We start from the raw sequence: 1065 nt of genomic DNA, 5'->3' as shown, positions 1-1065 counted from the left end.
ATCGGCGAAGAAGACCGCATTTTTGCAAATATCCAGGTAACTGCAGACTATAAAAATATCCTGATGTTCATTGAACAACTTAAAATGAAACTGGGTATGTATGATGAATACGATATCCAGTGTGGCTATGAGGCAGGTTGTTTGGGCTATTCTTTGTATAACCAGCTTACATCCGCAGGTATTAAATGTGTGATTCTGGCGCCAACAACCATGCTGACGCAGCAGGGAAAGCGGGTGAAAACGGATGCAAGGGATGCGCTGATGATTGCCCAGTGTCTGTCTTATGGCGGGTATCATGCCGTTTATATTCCTACGGAAAAAGATGATTCAGTAAAGGAATATCTGCGGATGCGGGATGACCATAAGGATGCACTCAAAAAGATCAAGCAGCAGATCAATGCACTGTGTCTTCGCCACGGACATCATTACGAAGGTACAAAGTGGACGATCAAACATGTTGCATGGCTGAGAAAGCTGGAACTGTCGCCATTATATAGGGAAACTCTGGATGAATATATGGCATCTTATGAGGAGCAGACAGCAAAGATTGAGCGGTTTGACCAGCGGATTGAGGAGATTGCATCACAGGAACAGTATCAGGAAAAGGTAAAAAAGCTGGGTTGTTTCCTTGGAATCAAGACGCATACAGCACTAAGCCTGATTGTGGAGACAGGGGATTTCAGTCGGTTTGCAAAGGGAAATACATATGCGGCATTTCTGGGTCTGGCTCCGGGAGAGCATTCCAGCGGGGAAAAGACGAACAGGACAGGTATATCCAAAGCAGGGAACAGCCATCTGCGCCAGTTGCTGATTGAGGCTGCACGTGGGATATGCAAAGGTGCAATAGGACATAAATCGAAAGAATTACGGTCAAGGCAAAGCGGTAATACAGCAGAAGTCATAGCATATGCAGACAGGGCAAATATCCGATTAAGAAGCCGGTACTATAAATTTATCCGGCATGGGAAAAAGAAGAATGTGGCAGTGGCGGCAACCGCAAGAGAACTGGCGTGTTTTGTGTGGGGAATGATGACAGATAACATCAGTTACAGGATGGCATAGATA

At 45.4% G+C, this 1065-nt stretch carries 1 protein-coding gene; it reads left to right on the top strand.

Features of this window, described 5'->3' with window-relative positions; translation table 11 throughout:
* Nucleotides 1-1062 (top strand): IS110 family transposase (locus ACTNEW_RS16275; protein ID WP_441062857.1); only part of this gene is annotated, 1062 nt, incomplete at its 5' end.
* Nucleotides 1063-1065 lie beyond the last annotated feature (3 nt).

This window comes from Blautia sp. HCP3S3_G3, assembly GCF_052063365.1.
Lineage (GTDB): Bacteria > Bacillota > Clostridia > Lachnospirales > Lachnospiraceae > Blautia_A.
The sequence above is the reverse complement of the archived record's forward strand: the minus strand, read 5'-3'. Positions and strand labels throughout refer to the sequence as shown.